Source organism: Geosporobacter subterraneus DSM 17957, from assembly GCF_900142145.1.
Taxonomy (GTDB): domain Bacteria; phylum Bacillota; class Clostridia; order Peptostreptococcales; family Thermotaleaceae; genus Geosporobacter; species Geosporobacter subterraneus.
On sequence record NZ_FQZV01000047.1, the window covers coordinates 1 to 18,802 of the forward strand.

The window sequence follows — 18,802 nt, forward strand, 5'->3', positions numbered from 1 at the left end:
AACCGATATTTAGATAGAATAAGGAGACAAAGATGGCAAAGAAAAAAATGAAAGACAAGAGAAGACAACAAATAAAAGAGCAAAAGAAAATAGAAAAACTCAAGGAAAAAAATAAGCCTGTCACGTTTAAATGTTTAGACTGTGGAATAGAAGAAGATATTCCAAAAGATGTAGTAGATATTTATGATATTTTTGATGAAGGAGATATAACAGTGCCTCCAAGATTCAGCTGTGAAGTCTGTGGAGGCACTATGGAACCAATTGAATATACTAGTGAGCAAGGAATAACCTATCGGTTAGAAAATTAAGCCTAGCGGCTTAGGTTTTAAAACGCGTCCTTAAGGACGCCTTTTTTATTTTAATCATTCATATCTATAGGCGAATTGTATACAATAATAGAATAGCGAACCTTCCTTTGTAAAAAGCGTATGAAAGTGCTATAATAATAAAATGAAGCTTAATAGGAAATTGTTGGACAGAGGTGAGTATCATCGAAGTACATAGAAGAATTGAGCGAATGAAGCTCAATCCTGCACAAATCATGGTATTGGGCTTTGCCAGTGTCATATTGATCGGCAGTATTTTACTGAATTTACCAATAGCATCACGAAATGGAGAAAGTGTTGGGTTTATTAATGCACTGTTTACTGCTACCTCAGCCGTCTGCGTAACGGGATTAGTGGTTGTAGATACGGGAACCTATTGGACTGTATTTGGACAAACTGTAATTTTGCTGTTGATTCAGATAGGCGGTCTGGGGTTTATGACCCTAGCTACCTTGATCTTTTTTATCTTTGGTAAAAAAATCACTTTAAGAGAGAGACTTGTGATGCAGGAGGCTCTGAATCAATTTAAAATATCCGGTATTGTAAGACTGACTCAGTATATTTTGATTGCTACTTTTTTAATCGAAGGGATTGGGGCCATTCTCCTATCGATTCGGTTTATTCCTATTTTTGGTGTTTCTAGGGGAATTGCTTATAGCATTTTCCATGCCATTTCTGCTTTTTGCAATGCGGGTTTTGATTTAATGGGGGATTATACAAGCCTCACAGCCTTTGCCAATGATCCCTTGGTAAATGTAGTTGTTTGGATCTTAATCGTGGTAGGTGGTCTGGGCTTTACCGTATTGGTAGATTGTATCCAGACTAGGAAATTCTCCAGGTTTTCCCTGCACAGCAAAATGGTTTTATCTATTTCAGCAGTGCTAATCGGTATTGGATTTATTATGATTTTGCTTTTGGAATACAACAATCCGGCTACAATGGGCACGCTGCCTTTTAGGGGGAAGCTGCTGTCCGGTATGTTTCATAGTATTACTCCCCGAACTGCTGGGTTTAATACGCTTCCCACAGACCAACTGACTACAGCATCTATATTTCTAACCATTGTACTGATGTTTATCGGAGGTTCTTCCGGATCTACAGCCGGTGGTGTAAAAACCACTACTGCCGGGGTAGTAATCTGGACCATCGTATCTGTCATTAAGGGAAATGATGATACAGAAATTTTTCAAAAAAGGATTCCTAGAGACATCATCAACCGTTCTCTGGCTGTAATTGGCATATCGATGCTCTTAGTCGTTTTGATGACGATGGTATTATCTATTACAGAAAGAACTTTCAGCTTTATAGAAATATTTTTCGAAGCAACTTCAGCCTTTGGTACGGTCGGGTTGTCCTTGGGCATTACGCCAATGCTCAGTATGCCGGGACGAATCCTTGTCTCCATTACCATGTTTGCGGGCAGGGTGGGACCGCTTACTTTAGCCCTTGCATTGGCGAGACAGCAGAGAAAGAAAAAAGGATTGATTAAATATCCAGAAGAAAAAGTAATTGTTGGGTAAAGGAGTGTAGTAATGAAACAGTTTGCAGTGATTGGATGTGGAAGATTTGGTTCTAGTGTGGCCAGAACTTTATATGGATTGGGTTATGACGTACTAGCCATTGACGAGGATGAAGATGTAATCCAAAATATATCTGATTCTGTAACTCACGCGGTACAGGCAGACGCTACCGATGAGGCTTCTATTAAATCCTTGGGTATCCGTAATTTTGATGTTGCTGTAATTACCATAGGCTCCGATATACAGTCATCTATTTTGATCACACTGATCGTTAAGGAACTGGGTGTAAAGTATGTGGTAGCAAAAGCGCAAAACGAGCTGCATGCAAAGGTACTCTATAAGATCGGCGCCGATCGGGTAGTATTCCCAGAAAGGGATATGGGTGTTCGCGTCGCCCACAATTTAGTATCTTCTAATATATTGGACTATATTGAATTGGCACCGGACTATAGTATCGTGGAAATATTGGCACTGAAGGATTGGGAAGGGAAAAGCCTAAGCGAGCTCAACATGCGCGCCCGATATGGCATCAATGTCATGGCCATAAAGCATGGGGCAGAAATCAATATTTCTCCAAATGCATTAGATACGATCCGCAAAGATGATGTACTAGTAGTCATTGGTCATAACGATGATGTGCAAAAGCTGGAAAAGAAAGCATAATAACCTGGGGTGAGCTGATTGATCATAGAAATATCTTCATCAGACAATGCCTTCATCAAGCATCTCAAACAGATGGAGAGGCGAAAATATAGAGAAAAACATAAAGAATATATCGCAGAAGGCGTACGAATCCTTTATGATGCTTTAGAAAATAAACAGACGATTAAGTCTGCTGTATTTTGTGATGCCCTGTACCGTACGGCAGGAGGAGAAAGTCTCCTGACCCGGTTAGTGGATCAAGGGATTAGAGTTTATCATATTCCTGAAAAGCTTTATGCTGAAATTGCAGATACGGAGTCTCCTCAGGGGATCATGGCTGTATTACCTAGAATACAGATAAATCTAGGACAGCTGCTGAAGAAGGAAAATGGTCTCTATATCCTACTGGATCGGGTACAGGATCCAGGAAACCTAGGCACCATTATCAGAACTGCCGATGCTGCCGGCGTCGATGCAGTACTGCTAACCAAAGGCTGCGTGGATGTATATAATCCTAAAACCATACGATCCACCATGGGTTCAATTTTTCACCTGCCCATCCTGATCCTGGAGGACCAACAGGAGGCTCAGGACTTTTTCAAAAGCAATCAGATTAGAATTTTAACCACTAGTCTCAGTGCAAAATGTTATCACTACGAGATCGATTATCGGCAGGCTGCAGCCATCGTAGTAGGCAATGAGGCCAACGGAGTATCTGATTTATGGATGGAAGCGGCAGATGATCTTGTAAAAATTCCTATCTTGGGCAAGGCAGAATCCCTTAACGTATCTACGGCAGCCTCCATAATGCTGTACGAAGCAGTGAGACAAAGGATGGAGTAATATTATCTGAAAATTAAAAAATATTATAAAAATCAAATCTGTTAATTCTTGTAAACCTCTTTTTGATATGCTATAATGTTTATAAAATGGGCCATGGAAAAGGGGTGTAGGCAGTTATGTTTGCTACTGCAGAATTATTCTGGAAACTTTTTATGTTAACAGGAAATATAAACGCCTATCTGGTTTATAAAGAATTAGTAACAAACTAACTGAATGATGATATTTGTTATGATGGAGAAAAGTAGGTTGCAGAAAGGCCTTACAGAGAAGAAATGCCAGAGGCTGAGAGCATTTCAAAGTCGCTAGGCAACTGAAGTTCGCTCCTGAACTATAGAATTGAAGTAGCAGTAGGTTCTATCGGTCGACGCCGTTACGTCTAAGGAGTGGTTGGAGTTTTATTCAGCTATTAGGGTGGTACCGCGGAGAAGTCTTCGTCCCTTTCGGGATTGAAGATTTTTTTTATTGCCTGTTGTGCTGTTCTTATGAAGAAAAAGTGGTAATACTTCCAAATATAAGTTAAGCTTTTGGGGGTGATGTGTTGAAAGATATCATTAATTTTGCGATATTTTTTACTGTATATCTAGTCTTGAGCTTATTGATCAACCTATTTATCCGTAAAAACAATAAAAAAGAGCTTAAAAGAATAGCCAATGAAAGCTTTTATGCCGCAATGATCTACACTTTTATTCTGATACTGATCAGAATGGTCGTTAGATTCATATAAACAGCTATTTTTGATATAAAATTTAAAATATATTTATCCCATGGAAGGAGAATCAGGAATGAAACAAAAGCTTGAACAAATTCAGCAATCTGCAGAAGCCGCCATTAGTCAGGCGCAATCAATGGATGAATTAGAACAGATCCGGGTACGCTTTCTCGGAAAAAAAGGTGAACTGACTTCTGTTTTACGAGGAATGGGTGAACTGTCCGCAGAAGAGAGACCCCTTATAGGTAAAATCGCCAATGAGGTGAGAGAAGCTATAGAATCCTTGCTAGAACAAGCAGTCAACGGTGTGAAGGCTATTGAAAAAAATGAAAGACTAGTGAAGGAAACCATTGACGTTACCATGCCAGGGAAGGAATTAGAGCTAGGACATAAGCATCCTTTAACCAGGGTCTTGGATGAAATTAAAGGCATCTTCATGGGGATGGGCTTTAAAATCGCAGAGGGACCTGAGGTGGATATGGTGTATTATAACTTTGATGCCTTAAATGCTCCTAAAAACCATCCTTCCAGGGATTTGTCCGATACCTTCTACATTACCGATGATATTTTGTTGAGAACTCAAACCTCTACAGTGCAGATTCGAACGATGGAGAAGATGAAACCGCCTATTCGAATTATCTCTCCGGGAAGATGCTTCCGAAGGGATACACCGGATGCTACACATTCTCCAATGTTTCATCAGATTGAGGGACTGGTAGTAGACAAAAATATTACCATGGCAGATTTAAAGGGAACACTGGACGTTTTTGCAAAGCAGCTTTTCGGTGTAGGTACGAAGACAAAATTCAGACCCCACTACTTTCCTTTTACGGAACCGAGTGCAGAGGTGGACGTGACCTGCTTTAAGTGCCAGGGATCAGGCTGCAGAGTTTGTAAAGGAAGCGGGTGGATTGAAATATTAGGTGCCGGTATGGTACATCCCAATGTATTAAAAATATGTGGAATTGATCCTGAGGAATACAGCGGCTTTGCTTTTGGAATGGGCCTGGATCGTATTGCCATGCTAAGCTTAGGCATCGATGATATTCGATTGTTCTTTGAAAACGACATGCGGTTCATTAACCAATTCTAAATTGATTGAAGAAGGAGGAAAAATAGGATGTTTGTACCTGTAAAATGGCTGAGAGAATATGTAAATATAGATGATGTGGATATCAATACGCTAAGTGACAGATTGGTAATGTCTGGTTCAAAGGTTGAGGCTGTAGAGCACTTGGGAGAAGAAATCAAAGGGGTGGTGGTAGGAAAAATCCTTGAAATGAATCCCCATCCCAATGCAGATAAGCTGCTGGTGACAAAGGTAGATGTAGGCACCGAGGTAATACAAATCGTTACAGGAGCCAACAACATTAAGGTTGGAGACTATATTCCAATCGTTATGGCAGGAGGAGAACTGCCGGGCGGTGTAAAAATCAAAAAAGGCAAATTGAGAGGCGAAGAATCCAACGGGATGATGTGTTCTGCAAAGGAGCTGGGTATTGCCGATAAAGTTATCCCCCAGTATCAAAAAGATGGGATTTTCATATTGGATCAGGCTTACCCCCTGGGAGAAGACATTAAAAAGGTATTGGGTTTGGAAGGCTATGTGATTGAATTTGAAATAACCCCTAACCGGCCAGACTGTCTCAGCATGCTGGGCATTGCAAGGGAAACCGCAGCAACCTTTAATTGCAATATGCAGTACCCCGACGTAAAGATTGCACAGGAGCATGGAAATATCGAAGAATATGCTTCGATTGAAGTAGAGAGTCCAGAACTGTGTGGACGATATGTAGGCAGAGTTGCAACGGATTTGGTTATTCAGCCTTCTCCGATGTGGCTGCAGCAAAGACTTATGGGAGCAGGAGTAAGACCGATTAATAACATTGTTGACATTACCAACTATGTAATGCTGGAAATGGGCCAGCCCCTTCATGCCTTCGATTTAGATCAGTTGGCTGACCGTAAAATAATTGTACGTAAGGCTGCTGCTGGAGAAGTGTTTCAGACCCTTGACGGGGTGCAGAGAAACCTGGACGATACCATGCTCATGATTGCTGATGGAAAACGGTCTGTTGGCTTGGCCGGTGTAATGGGGGGAGAAAACTCCGAGGTAACAGAGCAGACCAAGAGCATTTTAATCGAATCTGCCTACTTCCATCCCGATAATATCCGTACAACCTCCAAAAAACTGGGTTTACGTACTGAAGCATCTGCCAGATTTGAAAAAGGCATTGATCCTAATGGCTGTCGTTTGGCTGCAGACCGGGTTTGTCAGCTCATCGAGGAACTAGGCGCTGGAAGAATTGTAAAAGGAACCATTGATATTTATCCAGAACCAGTAGAAAAAAAAGTCATAGAAATCCGGCCACAGCGAATTAACAATCTATTGGGGATCTCCCTTGCTCCCGATGAGATAAAGGACATTTTAACCAGATTAGAACTAGAGGTAACCATCGAATCCAATATCATGAAGGCGACGGTTCCTACCTACCGGGCAGATTTATTGAAAGAGATCGACATCGTAGAAGAGGTAGCTAGAATCTATGGCTATGATGAAATACCCAATACTGTGCCAAAGGGCAATACCCAGGGAGCGAAAACCAACGGTCAGATCATTGAGGACTACAGCAAGGATGTTTTAAATGGATTAGGGTTAAATGAAATCACTACCTATTCATTTGTCAGTCCGAAGAGCTTTGATATGATCCGTATTGCTGAGGACAGCTTTATGCGTAATGTGGTGAAGCTGATCAATCCTCTGGGAGAAGAAAACAGCATTATGCGAACCACCTTGATGGCCAATATGCTGGAGGTGCTAGCACGCAATTACAGCAGAAAGGTTGAGTCTGCGAAGGCTTTTGAGCTGGGAAGAGTGTTTATACCTTTAAGTGTACCGGTAGATCGCCTGCCTGTAGAGAAGAAGATTTTAACCTTAGGAATGTACGGAAAGGGTACGGATTTCTATACCTTAAAGGGAACCATTGAAGAGCTGCTTACGAAGCTTGGCATTGAGAAATGTCAATATATCCCCGAAAAGAATCACCCAACCTTCCATCCTGGAAGATGCGCCAATATTCTTTATGGAGATCACATTCTGGGGGTACTGGGAGAAATCCACCCAGATGTAGCAGAGAATTATGATATTGACGAAAGAACCTATATAGCGGAGCTAGACTTTAATATATTGCTGCAGATCACAAGATTAGACAGACTCTATAAACCACTGCCAAAGTATCCTGCTATCACCAGAGATATGGCACTGGTATTAGAAGACCATATCTACGTTAAACAAATCGAGGATATTATCTGGAGCAATGGCGGAACGACCCTAGAAAGCGTAAAGCTTTTCGACGTCTATAAAGGCAAACAGATCCAGGAAGGCTATAAGAGTGTAGCCTATTCTCTGACCTATCGTGCTGCAGACCGTACACTGGTAGATGAAGAGGTTAACCAAATTCATGATAAGATTGTTAGAGCTCTGGAAGAAGAATTAAAAGCTCAGCTGCGAAAATAAATAAAATCCGGCGGAAATGCCGGATTTTATTTATTTTTTTGCTTATCTGGAAGTGCTTTCACAGATTTCCATAGAATAGCAGGCGATACAGTATTTATTAGAAGCCCTCTTTATACTATAATGATAATATAGGCATATTGTAGGAATTTCAAAATATTTTTATGAGTGCCTCTAAAGAAGCAGGATATTTTCTTCTTTTAAAGAATTATCAATAAAGAACTCCAGCAAAAAGGGGAGGTACAAATGAGCAATCGAAACAAGGTAATTGTTAGAATATATGGTCAGGAATATACAATGGTTAGCAGTGAATCAAGGGAGTATATGCAGCGGGTTGCTAATTATGTTGATGATAAGATGGACGATATTGCAAAGAAAAGTAAAAAGCTGAGCACGGCTATGGTGGCAGTGCTGACAGCTCTAAATGTAGCCGATGACTATTTTAAAACCAAGATGCAGCTGGAGGGCTTAGAAAAAGAGGCCATGCGGCCATTGAAAGATCTGGAGGATGTACGGGCTCAGCTGGCGGTGGCTACTTCCTTGATGGAAGAAAAGGGACAAGAGTACAAGGAGATCATCCGGCAGTTAGAAGAAGACTTGGAGCAATCGAATCATAAAAACGAAGATCATGCGAGCCTATTGACGGAAATCGAACACTTAAACAACTTGCTGAGAGATAAGGAAAAAGAGATAGAAAAGGTGTTAAAAGCTAATGTAGAGCTGCAAAACAAGTTATTTGACATGCAGATTAAATATGTACAAACAAGAAAGGAATTAGATGCCTTCATCGATACTTTTGATGATGAGAAAAGAAAGTAAGTTTTCCAATGGGTTATTGCAAGCAGTAAGTAGTGATATAATAATATTACTACTTTTTATTTTTGGTGGAAACCATAGGAGTTGAAACGTATGAATCAAGTTGAATTATTAGCACCGGTAGGCAGCTGGGAAGCATTGGAGGCTGCGGTGCAAAATGGGGCAGATGCAGTATATCTTGGGGGCAAGGCCTTTAATGCAAGACAATCTGCAGGAAATTTTGATGAGGAAGAGCTGAAGCGGGCAGTAGCCTATTGTCATATTCGGGGAGTTCAGGTGTTTGTTACGGTGAACACCCTCATTGGGGATGAGGAATTTGAAGAGTTGGGAAAATATATTACCTTTTTGTACAACCATGATGTAGATGCGATTATCGTACAGGATCTAGGGGTTGCAAAGTTTGTACGGGATTTTTTTCCTGACTTTGAACTCCATGCCAGCACGCAGATGTCGGTCCATAATCTAGAGGGTGTAGAGCTTTTGGCACAATTAGGCTTCAAAAGGGTAGTACTGGCTAGGGAAATGCCGATCGAAGAAATCCAGCGCATTCAGGAAGCCACAAATGTGGATTTGGAAATATTTGTTCATGGAGCTTTGTGTGTCAGCTATTCCGGTCAATGCCTGATGAGCAGCATGATCGGCGGTCGAAGCGGAAACCGGGGACGATGTGCCCAAACCTGCAGAATGACCTATTCTTTGATAAATATGAAAGACCGACAGCAGGTCAGAAGCCGCTTTGGAGAATATCTGCTTAGCCCGAGGGATCTGAATACCTTGGAATATGTAGATAGGCTTCTATCTTCCGGTGTTAAGTCTTTAAAAATAGAAGGAAGAATGAAAAGGCCTGAATATGTGGCTACCATCGTCGGAGCCTATCGTAAGGCCATTGATCAATATATGGTGAAGGGGGTACAGCTAGAGCTAGACCCCGATCTCAAGCAGGATGTGACGCAGATATTTAATCGTAAATTTACTAGAGGATATTTATTCGGGGACCGTGGACATCGTCTGATGAGCTTCGAAAAACCCAGCAACCGCGGGGTTTATATTGGTGAAACCCTAGGCTATGATAAGAATAAGCGGCGCTTGAAACTGAAGCTTTCAGGGGATTTGACTAAGGGTGACGGGATTGAAATCTGGACCCGTGAGAAAGAAAATTCCGGTGCTATTGTGGAAGCGATTTTTCACAATGGGGATAAAAGAGAACAGGGCAAATCGGAGGAAATCATAGAAATTCCTTTCAAGTCAATGGTTCAGGGAAAGCTTCCAGTCTATAAAACCACAGATTTATCTTTGCTGAAAAGAGCTCAGGAAAGCTACCAAAGAAAAGAAAAGAGGATTTCAATTTATGGACGTCTAAAAGCTGTGGTTGGGCAGCCCTTGCAGCTGGATATCTGGGATGACGAGCAGCGATACGTCCATCACGAAGGTGATTATATCGTAGAAAAAGCATTAAAGACAGCTATTACTGAAGAACGTATTTACGAGCAAATGGTCAAGCTCGGGGGAACGGTTTATCAATTAGAACACCTGGAAATGGTCCTTGACCCTGATGCTGCGATTCCCATTGGGCAGCTGAACCAATTGAGAAGAGAAGCGGTTGAGAAAATGGATCGCGCCAGAGAAAAGCGTCATGCAAAAAGAGACCAAAGCGAGTTCTCATCCAGCACTATAAAAGCTTGGATAGGCAGAGGGGGTCAGAAAGCAGACCATCCGATGCAGCTTCATATCTCTATTAGCAGTATAAAGCAGCTGCAGGCTGCATTGGAGTATAAGGTAGACCGAATCTATTATCGTGAGCTTTCTACAGTAAAACAGGCGACGGCCTTGGCTAGGGATGCAGGGGTAACCTTGATACCTGCATTTTCAAGGATTACGAGAATGGAAGATATGAAAAGTGCTTACAGGTTGTTAGAAGAGGGTGGTCAGGAGGGACCGATTCTAGCAGGCAATTTAGGAGCATTAGAAGCGGCAAAAAAGTATAAGAAATCTACAATCTATACGGATTATTTCCTAAACGTATTTAACAGCGCTGCCCTAAAGCTGTTAGGAGGGCTTGGGGTAAAAGAGGCCACCCTTTCTCCGGAACTTACCTTAAAACAGGTTCGAAGAATTCTTGAACACAGTGAGATTCCCTGCGAGGTGGTCGTGCAGGGCTATTTGATGCTAATGGTGATGGAATATTGTCCAATCGAGGCAGTTACGAATCCTAAACAAAAGGAGGGAAACTGCAGCAGATGTAGAAATAATCAATTTGGATTAAAGGATCGCTTAGGGAAGATTTTTCCCATTATGACCGATGAAAGCTGTAGAACCCATTTGCTTAATTCTCAAAAACTTTGCCTTTTGGGACATATTCCAGAGCTCTACAAGGCTGGTATTAGAAAAATACGGTTAGATTTTACGATAGAGGATTCAGAAGAAGTAAAAGAAACGATTGAGGCATACCGGGAAACCCTCGATTATTTGAGGAAGGGAAATGAGGCTTTAGGATCAAGGGGAGCAGTATTTTTAGAAAAGATGCAGCAGCAGGGTCTGACCAAGGGCCATTTCTATAGGGGTGTAGAGTAATTAAGGGCTGGTGGATCAGGAGAATAAGGAGGAAGAGATGAATACAAAAACTTTGAGAGTATTAGAATATGAGAAAATAAAAAGCATGCTGCTTCAAAAAGTTGAATCCAGTATTGGCAAAAGTATTGCTGAGCAGCTTGCCCCTTCTGCTGACCTGCAGGAAATCGTTCAGTGGCAGAAGGAAACCAGCGAAGCCAGCGGACTGTTGATTCAGAAAGGGCAGATTTCCATGGGTGGGGTCCATGATCTTTCCTATCACATCAAAAGGGCAGAAATAGGATCTTTTCTTTACCCGGGACAGCTGCTGGAGGTGGCAGACACCTTGCGGGCGGCGAGGAGACTGAAGGCTATGGTAAAGGATACCAGAGAGGAAGACCGTAAATATCCTATTATAGAGGGATATATCAATAGTCTGTACAGCTTTAAAACCATTGAAGATCGGATCACAGACTGCATCATCAGCGAGGAAGAGATATCAGACAATGCAAGCCCGACCTTGAAAAATATACGCAGACAAATTGAAGCTAAAAACGCAGGGATTCGCAGCCGGCTCAATAATATTATATCCTCTGCCCAAACACAGAAATATCTGCAGGAAGCGATCATCACCATACGTCAGGATCGCTATGTGGTACCGGTAAAACAGGAGTATCGTGCCAACTTTCCCGGACTGATCCATGATCAGTCCTCTAGTGGGGCAACCCTCTTTATTGAACCCATGGCAATCGTGGAAATGAACAATGAATTAAAGGAATTGAAGCTAAAGGAAAAAGCAGAGATTGAAAGAATCCTGGCAGAACTGACAGCTATGGTCGGCGATAAGGCAGAGGAGATTAAAACAAATCAGAAGCTCCTGGCTCACCTGGATTTTCTATTTGCCAAGGGAAAACTATCTATTCAAATGCGAGGGGTAGAACCGGAACTAAACGAAACGGGGAAAATCCGGATTAAAAACGGACGGCATCCCCTTCTGGATGCTAAGGCGGTTGTACCAACCAATATTTGGCTTGGAGAAGACTTTCAGACTTTGGTGATCACAGGCCCCAACACAGGAGGTAAAACCGTAACCCTAAAGACGGTGGGGTTACTGACCTTAATGGCACAATCAGGCTTTCACGTACCTGCTGACTTTGGAACAAGACTTTCTGTTTTTCAACAGGTTTTTGCCGATATTGGCGATGAGCAAAGCATTGAACAAAGCCTAAGTACCTTTTCTTCTCATATGACCAATATTGTTGAGATACTAAACCGGGTAGAAAATAATGCCTTGATTCTGCTGGATGAATTGGGAGCAGGTACTGACCCCACAGAAGGGGCGGCTCTTGCCATAGCAATTTTAAATCATCTTTATGGACTGGGAGCACGAACTATTGCTACCACCCACTATACAGAGCTGAAGCAATATGCATTGACCACCAAGGGGGTAAAAAATGCCTCTGTAGAATTTGATGTAGAAACCCTCAGTCCCACCTATAGGCTCTTAATAGGAGTTCCGGGAAAGTCTAATGCCTTTGAGATATCTAAGCGGCTAGGCTTGGATCAATATATTATAGACAGGGCAAAAGAGTTTATTACAAAAGATGAGATAGAATTCGAGGATCTGCTCACCAGCATAGAAAAAAATAAGCTGACCGCGGAGCGGGAAAAGGATGAAGCTATCCGACTGAAGCTGATGATTCAAGAGCAGAAGGAGGACTACGAGCGAAAACTGGAAAAGCTGTCAGAGCAGCGTGAAAAGCTGCTGCGGGAAGCAAAGGAAGAAGCAAGAAAACTGCTAAAGGAAGCGAAGGAAGAGGCAGAAGAAATTATAAAAGAGCTTAGGGCTCTCGCTGTGGAGCAGGAAGAAAAGGAAAAGAATAGGAAAATTGAAGAGGCAAGAAAGAAGCTAAGAGACCAACTGGATACCATGGGCGGCGGCTGGATGGCAAGCCCTGAAAATGTAGTCAATACGAGACCTCCTAAGCAGTTAAAGCTAGGAGATACGGTTCACATATTGACATTAAATCAAAAAGGAAGTGTGGCAACCCTGCCCGATCATAATGGTGATCTTACGGTCCAAGTGGGAATTATGAAGGTTAATGTCAACATGAATCATCTGCGGTTGGAAAAGGAAGAAAAGGAAAAGGTCTCAAAGACCGGTACAGGAAAAATCATGAAATCCAAAAGCCAAAGCATTCAAAGTTCTCTGGATCTTAGGGGGCAAATGTTGGAGGAAGCGTTGCTCAATACGGATAAGTATTTAGACGATGCATATATTGCCGGCTTAAGAGAGATTACGATTATTCACGGAAAGGGTACCGGGGTACTGAGGGATGGGATTAAGCAGCTGCTGAAGGGACATAAGCATGTAAAGTCTTACCGTGATGGTGCCTACGGTGAAGGCGGCACGGGCGTAACCATAGCAGAGCTGAAATAACTTTGAGGAAGACAAAAGGATCGGAGAGACGCTCTCTACTGTCTTGTATTTTTTTATGACTAAAGCATGAATGAGCATAATAGATTTGTTTAATTGGAGGAAATGATATGTTGAGCATTTTTGGGGGCTTTATATTACTGCTGACATCTTTCTATGTCCTGTATCTGGGAGCAGAAATAGGGAATAGCTTGGTAAGCTTTTTAGGGATACTGCTTGCAGGCGGGGCAGCCCTTTGGATTGCAGTAAGCCGCATGAAGCAGGGAATAAAATATCTGGAAAACTATAAGGCGGCACTGCGGGCACTGGAGGCAAATCCTCAGGATGAAGGACTTCGGGAGAAGGCTTACCGGGCAGGGCTGGAGTTTTATAAAAGTAAACGGGACAATCGAAAGATTTTACCTCCTGATGAATTTGCAATACAAAATGATCTTTTAAGAGTGATTACCAAAGATCATAAGAAGACGAAATAAATACGATGGATGTTTGTTAATTTGAGGGTAAACTCGGCTAACTTCAATGCAACTCATACTTTGTCATCCTGAGCGTAGTAAAACGGAGTCGAAGGATCTATGAGCTTAGGGGGTATGTTCTAACAACCATAAATAATTTAGCTTATGCCCTACAAGATTCTTCGCTTGCGCTCAGAATGACAGGCTCCAGGGTTTCAGGCTATATTCGTATTAGGTTGATGTAATGGGGAACGGTCAGCGATTACTTCGAAAAAAGGGGAGAATTTTATGATTTTATTAAGTGCATGTTTAGCAGGGGTGGACTGCCGATATGATGGGGGAAGCCGTCTGGAGCAGGAACTGATAGATTTAGTAAAGCAGGGAAAGGCAATACTGGTCTGTCCGGAACAATTAGGGGGAATGACCACGCCAAGGCCGCCTTGTGAGATCATAGGCGGCGATGGCGAAGCTGTGCTGAAGGGACAAGCTAAGGTTTCCAATTGTCATGGGGAAGACCGAACAGCCTGTTTTGTAAAGGGAGCAGAGGAGACAGTAAAGATCGCCAAGCTGTATGGGGCAAAGGCCGCTATATTAAAGGCAAAGAGTCCATCCTGTGGGAGCGGACACATCTATGACGGCACATTTTCCCAAAAGCTTCAGGATGGGGATGGCGTTACTACTGCATTATTGAAAAAAAACGGTTTCGTGGTGTTAGATGAGTCGAACTTTAGGGAATATATAGAAAAAATGTAGATATTATCATAGACTCTAGGGGGAATGCGCATGAAAAAAAGGATTGGGATCGGAATATTATGTATCTTATTATCGGGACTTATATTTACGGGGTGTAAAAAGGAAGATCCAGCACCGTCAAAAAATAATGGTGGAGATCAGGTGAAGCCTGCTGCTGTAGAAAATACCGACAGCGAAGCAGCAAAGGATTCACTGGATTATGTTCTCTATTTTCGCCACCGAGACAAGCCCTTTTTATTTGATGAGGCCTACAGTATTCAAAAAGATGATGAGCGGCTAAAGGGCAAAACTATGGAGGCGTTTATCCTGCAGGAGGCAATTGCGGCAGAGGGATTTGGAGAATATGTCAATGCTGTTCCTAAAGGTACTAAGCTTCTATCGCTGGAACGACAGCAGGATACTTTGCTGGTCAATCTTTCAAAAGAATTTGTGACTGGGCAGAAGGGAACCAGCAATGATACGCTTTTATCGATCGCTACCATTGTGAACGCCTTAACCATACAGCCGGAAAATGAAAAGGTTCAGATTCTGATTGAGGGGGAAAAGGTGGATATCATTAATGGCATCGATTGTAGAGAGCCCTTCGCATATATACAGGGACTATATCCGGATAAATAGAAACCTCAGTGTATAAATATTAATAGGGATAAAATTAGAATGGCGGGTTTCCATGCCCGCCATTTAATATTTTCCTATTGTTGTTGAAGTTCCTGTAAAAAATTTCTTGCCATTGGCTCATGGGGATTTAATTCCAAGGTTTTTTCCAGATAGGCTATGGCACCTTTTTGATCTCCTTCATTGTAGGCAATAAAGGCTAGATAGAAATAAAACTCCCATACATTGGGATTGGCTGACAATCCTGCTTCAAATTGCTGACGGGCATTGGAATAGTCATTTTGTCGAAGATAATTAACTCCTTTATGAAGGTGATACTCAGAGGTATTCTGATGGATGCTTATACCCATCAAAAGAGAGATTACGATGAAACTAATAATTACGAGCTGGAGTAAAATCCGCCTGCGGGTAAAAGGTTTCTCCTTGTGAAATCCTAAGGCCCAGCAGGCCGAGAAACCGCCAATTAAGCCTCCCATGTGAGCAAAATTATCGATATTGGCATTGACAAGTCCAAAAACGATATTGATGATCAATAGGGTTACTAAATTCATGCCGTAACGGGCTGAAAATATGGCAGGTTTTCGAAGGCCGAAATAAAGATAGGCACCCATCAATCCAAAGATGGCACCGGAAGCTCCTGCAGAGAGTGCACTGCTGAATAAGAAGCTGCCAAGGCTGCCAAAGATCCCTGCAATAAGATAGATGATCAGAAATTTAATACTGCCGTAGATCAGCTCCACATCTCTTCCAAGAATGTTTAGAGCATAGGTATTTAAGAGCAGATGAGGCAAACCGATATGAATAAACATACTGCTCACCAAACGATAGTATTCGCCATTGGCGATGAGGGGGTTGTATTTTGCACCATATTCTATCAAGTGATAAATATCAGTCGTACTTCCCTTCACAGACATATAGAACCAGTACAGCAGGTTGATGGCTATCAGTACATTGGTAAGATAAAACCTCTTCTGACCTAAATCATACCCTTTGCTTTTTCGTGTATTTCTCTCAATTTCCAGCAGATCTACCGGTTCCGCAGCATCATGAGGCAGGGTAGGCATGTATGCAGATAAGGCAGCTGCAATATGCTCAGAATCCTCGAAGTTTGAAAAAAGTGTAAAGACTTGACCTGAGGATATAGGATAAAACATGAGATTTAAGTGTATATTCTCATTTCTTACCCATACATACAGCTGTTCCAGTTGATCCAGCTCATACTGAGAATAGTCTCTGTCTAAAAGGATGATATGATAAAAAAACAGTTTGGAAAACCGATTTTTCATTTTAATTTCAGAGTATAAATTATGCAGAATACTTTTTTGGTAATCTAATGAACTGCTTAAGAAGCGGTCACCATCGATAAAGCCAAGGTAGTATTTCTCCCGCCACAGCTGTTTGTGTAAGACCAGATCAAATACATCTTCAACAGGCTTACGGAGATATAAGAAGAATTCTTTGTCTTCAATCAAATATTTCGTCATCCACACGGTATGTTGTATGATCAAGTTTAACCCTCCTATAGGTTCCTTACTTGATATTGTATCATAAGATGATGAAAAGAGTAGAATAGTTTCATAAAAAGACTTGATTTGGACAAAAATATATGGTAAATTATTAGTCAAAATAGAGCTTTTCGATGATGAGGAGAGTAGATGTCAGAATCTGTAAAAGCGAGCCGGGGATGGTGGAAGTCCGGTACAAACCTGAGATTGAAACGCACCTCTGAGAATTTTGTTGAATCCAATGGGGGTAGACAAAACGGAATCCCACCGTTAGCGGGGAATAGAGTGGGTACTGATTGTACCAATAAGAGTGGTAACACGGGAATTGACTCTCGTCTCTTGCATGTATTAGAGGCGGGAGTTTTTTATTTTTATACTACTTATTGAATCAGGAGGGTTTAAGAATGATTGACTTTAAGAAAGAAATAGCTGAGATTTTAGCTCAAAAAATTGAGTCAATGAGCGAAAAAGAAATATCTGAGCTGATAGAGATACCGCCAAATCCGCAGATGGGTGATTTTGCATTTCCTTGCTTTAAGCTTGCCAAGGCTTTTAGAAGGGCTCCCAATCAAATCGCTCAAGAGTTGGCTGGAACCATAGGGGAAGCAGCCTTGTTTGAGAAGGTACAGAATGAAGGCCCATATTTGAATTTCTTTATCGACAAGACAACCTATGCAAAATCTGTGATTGAGGAGGTACTCCAGCAGCCAGAGAAATTTGGGTCCTCCAATCAAGGAGCAGGAAAACGGGTAATCGTGGAGTACTCCTCTCCCAATATTGCAAAGCCTTTCCATATCGGACATATCCGTACCACAGTGATTGGCCATGCCATCAATAAAATTTATCAATTTTTAGGCTATGAAACCGTCTCTATCAACCACCTTGGGGACTATGGAACACAGTTTGGAAAACTGATCGTGGCTTTCAACAATTGGGGGGATGCTGCTGAAGTCGAAGCAGAGCCTATTCCTGCACTTCTAAAGCTATATATCAAGTTTCATGAAGAGGCTGAAAAGAATCCTGGCTTAGAGGATGAAGCGAGACTATGGTTTAAGCGGCTGGAGGATGGAGACGAAGAAGCATTAAAGCTGTGGCAGTGGTTCAGAGATGAGAGTCTAAAGGAATTTAATCGTGTTTATGACATGCTGGGCATTACCTTTGACTCCTATGCAGGGGAGAGCTTTTACTCTGATAAGATGCCCGGGGTATTAAAGGTCATGGAGGAAAAAGGGCTGCTAAAAGAGTCTAAAGGTGCTGAAATTGTAGATTTAGAACCCTATGGCATGCCACCGGCCCTGATTCGCAAAAGTGACGGCTCCACCCTCTATATTACCAGAGATATCGCGGCAGCTATCTATAGAAAAGAGCATTATGACTTTTATAAAAACATCTACGTTGTAGGGGCTCAACAAAACCTTCATTTCCAGCAGTGGATGAAAATTATTGAACTGATGGGTCATGAATGGGCAAAGGATTGTGTTCATGTTCAATTTGGAATGGTTGCACTGGAAGAGGGAACCATGTCTACACGTAAAGGCAGAGTGGTATTCCTGGAGGACGTACTGAGGAAAGCCGTAGAGCGAACAAAGGAAATTATTACGGCTAAAAGTCCAAACCTAGAAAATAAAGATGAGATTGCAAAGCAAATCGGTATTGGGGCAGTAGTATTCCAAGAACTATCCAACAGCCGTATTAAGGACTATGTGTTCTCATGGGATAAAACCTTAACCTTCGATGGAGAAACAGGGCCTTATGTGCAGTATACCCATGCAAGAGCCTGCAGTCTTTTAAGAAAAGCGGAAGTTAAACTCACAGATGTTATTGACTACAGCCTGCTGTCCAATGAGGATGCTATGAATCTGATTCGATTAATTCAACAGTTCCCAGGTGTAGTAGAAGATGCTGCAAGAAAGTATGAACCTTCTATTGTTACACGATACATTGTAGACGTAGCCCAGGCATTTAATAAATTCTACCATGACTGCCCGATCATCGTAGAGGATCATGCTCTGCAGAGAGCCAGACTGGCCCTTGTATTTGCTGCAAAACAAACCATTCAAAATGGATTGAGCCTATTAGGCGTTGGAGCACCGGAAAGAATGTAATATAAAGCCAGTAGGATC

General features: G+C 41.9%; 15 protein-coding genes and 2 other annotated features. Of the genes, 14 read left to right on the plus strand and 1 reads right to left on the minus strand.

The annotated features are described in order from the left end of the window. Window positions 1–32: 32 nt before the first annotated feature. The 13 genes from BUB56_RS14825 (at window position 33) to BUB56_RS14890 (ending at window position 15,177) form a co-directional block, all read left to right on the plus strand. A complete protein-coding gene (locus BUB56_RS14825; protein WP_110942085.1) occupies window positions 33–308 on the plus strand; it encodes a hypothetical protein in 276 nt (91 codons plus the stop codon). A gap of 173 nt (window positions 309–481) precedes the next feature. Next, window positions 482–1,846: a TrkH family potassium uptake protein gene (locus tag BUB56_RS14830; protein WP_330392664.1), complete on the plus strand. Its 1,365-nt coding sequence runs from the start codon at window positions 482–484 to the stop codon at window positions 1,844–1,846. 12 nt (window positions 1,847–1,858) lie between these two features. Continuing rightward, window positions 1,859–2,509, plus strand: coding sequence for a potassium channel family protein (locus BUB56_RS14835; protein WP_110942087.1), 651 nt, complete (start codon window positions 1,859–1,861; stop codon window positions 2,507–2,509). A gap of 18 nt (window positions 2,510–2,527) precedes the next feature. Then, the gene (locus BUB56_RS14840; RefSeq protein ID WP_110942088.1) at window positions 2,528–3,331 is read left to right on the plus strand and encodes a TrmH family RNA methyltransferase; all 804 of its coding nucleotides are present in this window, start codon (window positions 2,528–2,530) and stop codon (window positions 3,329–3,331) included. 116 nt (window positions 3,332–3,447) lie between these two features. Continuing rightward, window positions 3,448–3,540 (plus strand): YqzL family protein, encoded by a 93-nt coding sequence (locus BUB56_RS20420; protein ID WP_083273357.1) that lies wholly within the window; start codon window positions 3,448–3,450, stop codon window positions 3,538–3,540. Between the two features lie 10 nt (window positions 3,541–3,550). After that, window positions 3,551–3,773: a binding site (T-box leader), on the plus strand. A 340-nt stretch (window positions 3,774–4,113) separates the two neighbouring features. Then, window positions 4,114–5,133 carry a phenylalanine--tRNA ligase subunit alpha gene (gene pheS, locus BUB56_RS14855; protein WP_110942090.1) on the plus strand — a complete coding sequence of 340 codons (1,020 nt, stop codon included), beginning with the start codon at window positions 4,114–4,116 and terminating at the stop codon, window positions 5,131–5,133. Window positions 5,134–5,160: 27 nt separating this feature from the next. Continuing rightward, the gene (pheT, locus tag BUB56_RS14860; protein ID WP_110942091.1) at window positions 5,161–7,557 is read left to right on the plus strand and encodes a phenylalanine--tRNA ligase subunit beta; all 2,397 of its coding nucleotides are present in this window, start codon (window positions 5,161–5,163) and stop codon (window positions 7,555–7,557) included. Between the two features lie 243 nt (window positions 7,558–7,800). Next, the gene (gene zapA / locus BUB56_RS14865) at window positions 7,801–8,373 is read left to right on the plus strand and encodes a cell division protein ZapA (RefSeq protein ID WP_110942092.1); all 573 of its coding nucleotides are present in this window, start codon (window positions 7,801–7,803) and stop codon (window positions 8,371–8,373) included. A gap of 90 nt (window positions 8,374–8,463) precedes the next feature. Continuing rightward, window positions 8,464–10,941, plus strand: coding sequence for a U32 family peptidase (locus tag BUB56_RS14870; RefSeq protein ID WP_110942093.1), 2,478 nt, complete (start codon window positions 8,464–8,466; stop codon window positions 10,939–10,941). Window positions 10,942–10,978: 37 nt separating this feature from the next. Continuing rightward, window positions 10,979–13,357 carry an endonuclease MutS2 gene (locus tag BUB56_RS14875; RefSeq protein WP_110942094.1) on the plus strand — a complete coding sequence of 793 codons (2,379 nt, stop codon included), beginning with the start codon at window positions 10,979–10,981 and terminating at the stop codon, window positions 13,355–13,357. 107 nt (window positions 13,358–13,464) lie between these two features. After that, entirely contained in the window at window positions 13,465–13,827 is a 363-nt protein-coding gene (locus tag BUB56_RS14880) for a hypothetical protein (protein WP_110942095.1), read from the plus strand. A gap of 267 nt (window positions 13,828–14,094) precedes the next feature. Next, a complete protein-coding gene (locus BUB56_RS14885) occupies window positions 14,095–14,559 on the plus strand; it encodes a 2-thiouracil desulfurase family protein (protein ID WP_110942096.1) in 465 nt (154 codons plus the stop codon). Between the two features lie 30 nt (window positions 14,560–14,589). Continuing rightward, a complete protein-coding gene (locus BUB56_RS14890) occupies window positions 14,590–15,177 on the plus strand; it encodes a GerMN domain-containing protein (protein ID WP_190014576.1) in 588 nt (195 codons plus the stop codon). Between the two features lie 74 nt (window positions 15,178–15,251). On the opposite strand, the gene BUB56_RS14895 is transcribed toward BUB56_RS14890, so the two are convergent. After that, entirely contained in the window at window positions 15,252–16,682 is a 1,431-nt protein-coding gene (locus BUB56_RS14895) for a rhomboid family protein (RefSeq protein ID WP_110942098.1), read from the minus strand. Window positions 16,683–16,804: 122 nt separating this feature from the next. Beyond that, window positions 16,805–17,022: a binding site (T-box leader), on the plus strand. 61 nt (window positions 17,023–17,083) lie between these two features. On the opposite strand from BUB56_RS14895, the gene argS reads away from it, so the two are divergent. Continuing rightward, on the plus strand, window positions 17,084–18,784 hold the full coding sequence (argS, locus tag BUB56_RS14905) for an arginine--tRNA ligase (protein ID WP_110942100.1): 1,701 nt from the start codon (window positions 17,084–17,086) through the stop codon (window positions 18,782–18,784). Window positions 18,785–18,802: the final 18 nt, after the last annotated feature.

Coding starts and splice junctions, on each gene's coding strand:
- BUB56_RS14825 (WP_110942085.1), top strand. CDS start 33: ATGGCAAAGAAAAAAATGAAAGACAAGAGAAGACAACAAATAAAAGAG.
- BUB56_RS14835 (WP_110942087.1), top strand. CDS start 1,859: ATGAAACAGTTTGCAGTGATTGGATGTGGAAGATTTGGTTCTAGTGTG.
- BUB56_RS20420 (WP_083273357.1), top strand. CDS start 3,448: ATGTTTGCTACTGCAGAATTATTCTGGAAACTTTTTATGTTAACAGGA.
- pheS (WP_110942090.1), top strand. CDS start 4,114: ATGAAACAAAAGCTTGAACAAATTCAGCAATCTGCAGAAGCCGCCATT.
- pheT (WP_110942091.1), top strand. CDS start 5,161: ATGTTTGTACCTGTAAAATGGCTGAGAGAATATGTAAATATAGATGAT.
- zapA (WP_110942092.1), top strand. CDS start 7,801: ATGAGCAATCGAAACAAGGTAATTGTTAGAATATATGGTCAGGAATAT.
- BUB56_RS14870 (WP_110942093.1), top strand. CDS start 8,464: ATGAATCAAGTTGAATTATTAGCACCGGTAGGCAGCTGGGAAGCATTG.
- BUB56_RS14875 (WP_110942094.1), top strand. CDS start 10,979: ATGAATACAAAAACTTTGAGAGTATTAGAATATGAGAAAATAAAAAGC.
- BUB56_RS14880 (WP_110942095.1), top strand. CDS start 13,465: ATGTTGAGCATTTTTGGGGGCTTTATATTACTGCTGACATCTTTCTAT.
- BUB56_RS14885 (WP_110942096.1), top strand. CDS start 14,095: ATGATTTTATTAAGTGCATGTTTAGCAGGGGTGGACTGCCGATATGAT.
- BUB56_RS14890 (WP_190014576.1), top strand. CDS start 14,590: ATGAAAAAAAGGATTGGGATCGGAATATTATGTATCTTATTATCGGGA.
- argS (WP_110942100.1), top strand. CDS start 17,084: ATGATTGACTTTAAGAAAGAAATAGCTGAGATTTTAGCTCAAAAAATT.